This is a genomic window from Chroococcidiopsis sp. (genome assembly GCF_051657925.1).
Taxonomy (GTDB): Bacteria; Cyanobacteriota; Cyanobacteriia; order Cyanobacteriales; family Chroococcidiopsidaceae; genus Chroococcidiopsis.
The window spans coordinates 1-6,556 of the sequence record NZ_JBOFLP010000007.1 but is presented as its reverse complement, the minus strand read 5'-3'; the positions used below and the strand labels follow the sequence as shown (position 1 = coordinate 6,556).

Sequence of the window (6,556 nt, the reverse complement as noted above, 5' to 3'; positions counted from 1 at the left end):
GAGGGCGGCTTGAGCCCAAGGGCAAAACCGTAAGGCTTGATGCACCTGTTACTGGAGCAGTTGCTGAGATTGAGGTAAAGGAAGGTCAATTTGTAAAGGCTGGTCAAACATTACTGGCACTGGAATCAGAGGAAATGCTTGCCCAACTCCAACAAGCCCGAGCAAAGTTAGAAGGTCAGCTAGATCGTCTCCCACAAGTGGAACTGATAAAAAACCAGCTGAAGATGACTGCCTTGACGCAGCGACAGCAGAGCAAAGCCCAGGCAGCTGGGCAACAGGCACAGATTAATCAAATTCAGCAACAGATTGATTTTCATAAAACAGAGATTGACTCGGCACAGCAACTCTTAGCAAGGGATCGAAGTACAGTGCAACGCTTCCGACAGCTGCGGCAGAATGGTGTAATTTCGGGGCTGCGGCTAGACGAAGCAGAACGCACGATGATTGATAATCAACAGCGTCTTATAAAAGCTAAGTCAGACATCCAACAAGCTCAAAACGAACTCAAAAAACAGCGAAGTACTTATGAAAGCACGCTTCGCGAAGGTGAACTAGCAGTCATGGAGAGTGAGAGAAGTATCAAAGAAGTCCAAGCCCAAATCACAGACCTGCAAGCGGAAATCGCTCAATCCAGACAGCAGATTGAGTCTCTGTTATTTCAGTTGCAGCAACGCGTGCTACGCGCACCAATTGACGGCACAATTTTTCAGTTGCCCATCCAACGTGCTGGAGCCGTAGTACAACCTGGTGACACAATCGCTCAGATTGCGCCAAAAGGGACTTCTCTTGTAGTTAGGGCACAAATGGCTAGCCCAGAAAGCGGTTTTCTGCGTTTGGGGTTGCCGGTCAAGATCAAATTTGATGCCTATCCCTTCCAAGACTATGGAGTGGTGGAAGGTCGCGTGAGTTGGATTTCACCAGACTCCAAGACTCAGGAAACAAACCAGGGTAGGATAGAAAGCTTTGAGCTGGAAATCACGCCGCAACAGCCCTACATCCAAACTGCCAACAAGCGTATTGCCATAAAACCAGGACAGACAGCGACAGCAGAGGTGGTTATCCGGCAGCGTCGCGTCATTGACTTCATTTTAGATCCGTTTAAGAAGTTGCAAGCAGGCGGCTTGGAACTCTAGATCGGCAAACGATGAAAATCTCTTGCCTCTCGCCAGCCCTTCACCCATTTTCAAGTGAGTTTTATCATGTCAGAAGCGATCGCTGTTTCCCGTGACGATATTATCGAGCAAATCAAGCTTTTGTGCCAAATTCCCTCTATTATTGAAGCTATAGTGTCTCGCCGAATTATTGCTAATGCTGCAAAAGAAGCAGGCATTACAGTGGAACTGGCAGAACTGCAGCAGGCAGCAGATAATTTTCGGTTAAGCAACAATCTCATACGCGCTGACGATACCTGGTCGTGGCTGCACAAACAAAGTTTGTCCCTAAATGAGTTTGAGCAATTGATTTACACCACTATCATCTCGGAGAAATTAGCTCGACATCTGTTTGCAGATAAAGTCGAATCGGTTTTTTTTGAGCAACAGTTAAATTATGGCGGAGTGGTGATGTATGAAGTTGTCTTGGACGATCGCGACTTGGCTCTGGAATTATTTTATGCTCTTCAAGAAGGCGAGATCGGTTTCTGTGAGGTAGCTCGTCAGTATATCCAGGATAAAGAGCTACGCCGTGCTGGGGGATATCGGGGGATGCTACGCCGCAGCGAGCTCAAACCAGAAATTTCTGCTGCGGTTTTTGCAGCTACTCCGCCCCAGATGCTCAAACCAATTGTTACTTCTAAGGGAACGCATCTAATCTTGGTTGAGGAGATCGTGCAACCACAATTGGATGATACGCTGCGCTTAAAAATCCTTGCAGATTTATTTACTACATGGCTAAAGCAACAAATCGAGCAAGTTGAAATTGTTAAGTACCTCGATCCAGAAAACCTAGCCGCTAATTTCGAGTCCCAAGTTTCCAATGGTTTAATTAGCGATCGACTATAAACCAAATATCACAAGCTCTTGCATTAATACCCGAGTGCGGCAAAGCCTTAGTCTCTTGTTTCTACCCTGAGAAAGCTTGGCTGGTTCTGCTGCCTCACTGAGTTACAAACAAAAGATCGAGATTGAAAACGTGGATCGCAGTCGCTTTTCTCCTGAATTATTGCACGCTAGTGCAGTTGATAGACATGATGAGCATTGTGGAACCACTCATACAGCAGATTAAGGATTTCTTGCTGATGTTTTATGCCAGGGTAATCGATATTCTGGTGCTCGATCGCTTCCTCAAGGAAACTTTGAGTAGCGTGCAAGCATAAATGGGTAGCATCGCGCACGCATGTGAAGTTGGAATCGGGATTGACTTTAGTACGAGAGCTTGTGGTAAAGGAATTCAAATAATTGAGTTGAAGATCTAGCCAGCTTGCTGGTACGATCTTTAAAGCTATTTGTCGAGCTGGATTAGTGAGAAAATTCAATCCAATAATTGCTCCACGTTTAAAGGTAGTATCTGCTTCTTGGGGTCCCCACAAGTATGCTTCTGAATCAGCAGGAAACTCAGGTTCAGCATCATGCTCTTGCTGTTGAGTAATGAAAGCCTCAAGTTCATCTTTTAAAATTAATAAATCTGGATGATTAGGAAATTTTTGTAATTGTTTTTTCACGTCAACCAATAAAGACTGAGCTTGGTACAATGAAGCAAAAATATACTCAGAAATAACACATTCGCTTGCTTCTTCCAGCAAATATGTGAGCGTAACAGCAGTTTCAACTAAATGTTCGAGTAAGAACTGACTTCCTATTTCGTCTTGGTGGATTTTGAGTAAAATATAAGAATAATAAAGGCGGTGCATTTTAGAAAATAAACCTAAAATAGCCAAATTAAAAACCTTTTTTGTAAAGTCTTTAGTAGTTCCTAGAATTAATTCAATCTGTTCGAGCTGTTGGCACAAAATCTGAGCAGCCTTTAGAAAAGCGTTACCAAGGGATTGCTTAGAAAGTTCGCTTAAATTGATGTTTGACAAGCATAGTTGAGGTTGAATTAACCACACTTTTGTATTCATTGTTACCCTCTGTCGATCGGAAAGTTAGCTTCCAATATTTGCATTAGAGAAAAAGCCGAGAACCCTATATTCAGGAGACATATGGTAAAGTTATGTAGTACTAATTATAAAAATCCTCGATTTACCGTTATTGCTAAACCTCAATATCCTTTCTAAGTGAAAACTTACCAATTCGGATTGTTTATGGGTAAGTTTAAGGTGCTAAATACGGTGGATAGTTAATTTTACCGGATTAAAGTTAGATTGCTCCGGTATCACTTATGGGCGAGTTGGAAAACAGTGTTTGAAGCCAGACAAAGCCCCCCTATTGGCAGGCTAACATCTGAGCAAGAGAAGCTAGTTTATGAAGAGAAACTTTTGATTTTTGGAACTAAACTCAACCTAGAAAAATTATTTGATGACTATGTAACGCCAGTCTAATGGAGTGTAAATGTCCTCAGATTTAGGATTAAGATAAGGACGCTGCAAATCAATTTCCTGCAATGAAAAGTGTTTGCTGATAGATGCTATCCGACCTTCGGTCGAACTGTCCTTTTGTTGCCAAGCTTCGAGTAAGCCATTGGCAACGATTTTACAACGATTCAGACCAAAGCTTTCTTGGGCAGAAAATTTGCGGTTTGGTTCTTCTGCAAGAGCGAGTCCGGGTGCTAAAAGCTTGGTAAACAATGGCACTTCTGATTGAAAATGCGATTGGTGTTCTACATAAACAGCCTGCAATAGTGGTTGCACATCTTCATAGTTGCTTTTATCAAAGTAGAGTACCCCTGAATCATAGCGCTTGTAGTCTGGGGGATTATATAGTACCTTGAAGCTGAAAGGAATATTAATGTCATTCAGCTGCCGCGTGAGGTTGCCCATAACAACAACCGCACCTTCGGAGCTGAGATTGAAGTAGATGCGTACTATATTGCCGAGTCTGGTCGGACCTGCATTGCCTACCGCCATGTAGAATCCATTTTGCACTAGGTTGCGAGGCATCAGGATTGCCACCGAGTCTCCAACGGTTGCAGATTGCTCCACTGGTTGTAAATGGCGATCGCGTTCGATATGCAGGGTCAAGTCGGTCTTTTTCACTGCTAGGCTGCCATCACTCTCCTCTCTTAGCACTTGCCAACCAGGGTCAAAGTAGCCTTTACCGCTGTTGCTAGAATGCAATCGCTGATAGAATTCCAAGTCCACTCCCAGAAACGTATTATTCTCTAGATTCTGGTGCAGTTCTAAACCAACTGAATCTGCGTCTAGAGCCAAGGCAGATTTGAGAGAACCGTTGTAATAAATGCTGTAGAGAAAACCGCACAGCTGCTGGCTTAAGTACTTAGTCTGAAGCTCTAAGGGTAGTTGTTGAAAACGCGGTAATCTATCAGCCGGAAGTTGCCAAGCTTGGTAATCTAGATGACGAATACAGAATGTAGACTCAATTTGAATTTTGCGGACAATGTCATGAAGAGCAGCCAGTAGTTTATCGGTCTCAAAGTCCGATAGTTGATTTTGCGCCAAATCCAGCAATTGCATAACAGTCTGCCTACAACTAAAATACTCAAACGGAAGAATAGCTAAAGCGAAGAAATTCCGACGCTGGTAAGCCAAAAACAGTCAGCATTGATTGTTCTGGACGACACAGCAAAGACTTGGCAACCTGAAGTATACAGATACCTGGATTGCCAAAGAATTTTTGGTGCTGGAGTCTTGCCTGAATGGCATTAATCAAGCACATACCAGCAAATTGCACGACGCGCTGCAAAAAATCAGGTCGACGCTCTAAAATTTCTGGAAAGTGACTCAAATAAGCGCTAGTCAGAGCAGCAATCGAATGTTGCAGTTCCTCAAGGGGAGTCATGGCAAGGCGTAAAGACTCTTCGATCGCGATCGCTTTACTAGTAACTAAGCTAGATAGCCAGATTAGTAGATAGCTAGAGATAAGCATTCCTAAGTCGAAAGCAGGATCTCCCCACGTGGAGCGCTCCCAATCAATTAAACGAATAATGCCATTCTCCCTAGCCGCTCGGACTTCAAGGGAATTAAGGGGGGAGCAAGTTGTCTCGACATGCTCCCAACTGTTGGATAGTAGGATATTGTTTAGCTTGAGATCGTTGTGTATTAGGCAACAAGGCTCTAAAGCAGCGCTAAGCTCTTTAATCGCCTGCCCTAAGCTATCGTAGCGCTGATAGAGTGCAAAGAATCTCAACCCATCTGCGGGAACTAGACCAAAAACTTCAGGACCGATCCGGTCTAAGACACGAATGAGATGAGGAGCCTGGTTGATGGATTCATCCTCTGACTTTTGGGAGAAGAATTCTTGATAGTCTTGACGGTCTAGAGTCACGCGATGAATGGTAGCTAGAAGGGTTCCGATTGAAGTTGCGATCGTAGTTGGGAATATATTCTCTTTAGTATAGAAATCTATGAGATCTCGATAGTCTGTGAGGTAATTAAAAACAATGATTGAATGTCTTTCATCAAAATGGAGTATCTCTGGAAGCCAAGTGCGAAGATAGCTATGTTCTGGGAATCGTTGTAAAAACTCTTGAACTCGCCATTCTCTCAGAAACTCTCTAGCAGTTTTTCCTTCTCGGTCGTGCAGCTCTTGCTTGACTAAAAGTTGGCGACCCCTTGGCAGAGTGAGTAACAAGTTAAAATTTTTGGCAGTTTTTCTCTCAATCTTACTCGAAGATCGATCTTCTTGAGTACAGAGTCCCTGCTTAATCAAATACTCAAAAACATTTTGAGAGCTTAATAAAAATGTCATAACTCATTGTTTCCTTGAATATTACTGAGAATATTACTCAATGGAGTGCCGTTATTTTGGTTGGTAGAATAAAAACTCTGCACTAGGGACACGATTTGACTAATAGCATATACAATCAACACAGCCGAAAGTAACTGATTTAATTCATTAGCTGAACCACTTTGCATAGCCAAGTCTGCATCGGTTAGCTCAGTGAAGAAACTTTCAGATTCAGCAGGTTGCAGATCGAAAATTTTAATCCTAGCCATTAGTGTTTTTTCCAAAACTCTCAATTACAATTTTTCGGGATAAACACCAGAAACTCAAATTTTTTCAACTGCTTTTTTAGACCTAATTCCTGTAATTATGTCCGGCAAGTTTTCAAGTTACCGCTTCTGAACTCCAATGCGATGCTTAAGAGTAGCGACAAAAAACTGTTATCGGTCAGCTATCCCACAGGGATGCAGAATAGTGATTTCAGCGTGAAGGATCGATGAACCGATAACAGGAATTTAGTTAGAACTAGCTAGTAACTATTGGAACTCAACTCTACGAATCCATTCTATTTACCGCCGCCGTTACCGCCGCCAACGTTACTTGCTAGGTTTCCTACCAGCTCTGCGATAAACGATAGATGGTGGATTACAGCGATGTCTACAATTGCATGATAGGCGTATTGCGAATCGTTAAAACCGTTCTCTGAACCGCCCAGCACAGACATAGAATCTGTATCGGTTAGATCGTTGAGAAAGCTTTCGGAGTCCTGGAATAGA

General features: G+C 43.0%; 7 protein-coding genes. 2 read left to right on the top strand and 5 right to left on the bottom strand.

The features are described 5' to 3' along the window. The coding region (locus ACRC32_RS00525) for an HlyD family secretion protein (protein ID WP_438552152.1) at positions 1–1,133 on the top strand (1,133 nt) is incomplete at its 5' end. Between the two features lie 66 nt (positions 1,134–1,199). Further along, positions 1,200–2,000 carry a peptidylprolyl isomerase gene (locus ACRC32_RS00520; protein ID WP_438552153.1) on the top strand — a complete coding sequence of 267 codons (801 nt, stop codon included), beginning with the start codon at positions 1,200–1,202 and terminating at the stop codon, positions 1,998–2,000. Between the two features lie 167 nt (positions 2,001–2,167). Here ACRC32_RS00520 and ACRC32_RS00515 read toward each other — a convergent pair whose 3' ends face one another. From ACRC32_RS00515 to ACRC32_RS00495, 5 genes are all read right to left on the bottom strand, one after another. Then, the gene (locus ACRC32_RS00515) at positions 2,168–3,058 is read right to left on the bottom strand and encodes a hypothetical protein (RefSeq protein WP_438552151.1); all 891 of its coding nucleotides are present in this window, start codon (positions 3,056–3,058) and stop codon (positions 2,168–2,170) included. Between the two features lie 390 nt (positions 3,059–3,448). Then, a complete protein-coding gene (locus ACRC32_RS00510) occupies positions 3,449–4,570 on the bottom strand; it encodes a T3SS effector HopA1 family protein (RefSeq protein ID WP_438552150.1) in 1,122 nt (373 codons plus the stop codon). Positions 4,571–4,595: 25 nt separating this feature from the next. Beyond that, positions 4,596–5,804, bottom strand: coding sequence for a phosphotransferase family protein (locus ACRC32_RS00505; protein ID WP_438552149.1), 1,209 nt, complete (start codon positions 5,802–5,804; stop codon positions 4,596–4,598). Continuing rightward, entirely contained in the window at positions 5,801–6,052 is a 252-nt protein-coding gene (locus ACRC32_RS00500; protein WP_438552148.1) for a hypothetical protein, read from the bottom strand. The genes ACRC32_RS00505 and ACRC32_RS00500 overlap by 4 nt, the downstream gene beginning before the upstream one ends. A 293-nt stretch (positions 6,053–6,345) precedes the next feature. After that, positions 6,346–6,556 (bottom strand): hypothetical protein (locus ACRC32_RS00495; RefSeq protein WP_438552147.1); only part of this gene is annotated, 211 nt, incomplete at its 5' end.